This window comes from Skermanella sp. (assembly GCF_059503625.1).
In genome coordinates this window covers 1-497 of record NZ_JCACHA010000435.1, presented here as the reverse complement: position 1 = coordinate 497, position 497 = coordinate 1, and the positions used below count along the sequence as shown (strand labels likewise).

At 66.6% G+C, this 497-nt stretch carries 1 pseudogene; it reads right to left on the bottom strand.

From position 1 onward, the window contains the following. A pseudogene (locus AC5JJ6_RS09470) lies at positions 1-497 on the bottom strand (glycogen debranching enzyme); the annotation flags it as partial.

Below are 497 nucleotides of genomic sequence, written 5' to 3'. Positions count from 1 at the left end.
TTCCTGCGGATCGAACTGAAAGATCGGCATCAACTCGACGGCGGTGATCCCAAGTTCCCGCAGATACGGGATCTTGGCCATCAGCCCGGCGAAGGTGCCGCGCGCCTCCGGCGGGACGCCGGAATTGGCGCGCCTGGTGAAGCCCTGGACGTGCAGTTCATAGATGACGGTGTCGTGCGCATGACGGGGCCGGCGGTCTCCCGACCAGTCGAACTGCGGATCGGCGCCGGTTCGGATGATGCCGAGCGGTGCTCGGCCGGTGTTCGACCCGGGGTGCCGGGCGGCTTCGCGGCTATAGCCGGGCGGAAAATAAAGCGCCCTCGCATAGGGGTCGAACAGCACCTTCGCAGGATCGAAGCGCTGTCCGTCCGCGGGCTGGTGCGGCCCGTCCACGCGATAGGCATAGTAGGCGGCGTTTCCCAGGTCTTCGGCGGGGACGCGGCAGTGCCAGACCCGTCCGGATTTGTTGATGCGGGGGTCGAGGTCGATGACGCGTT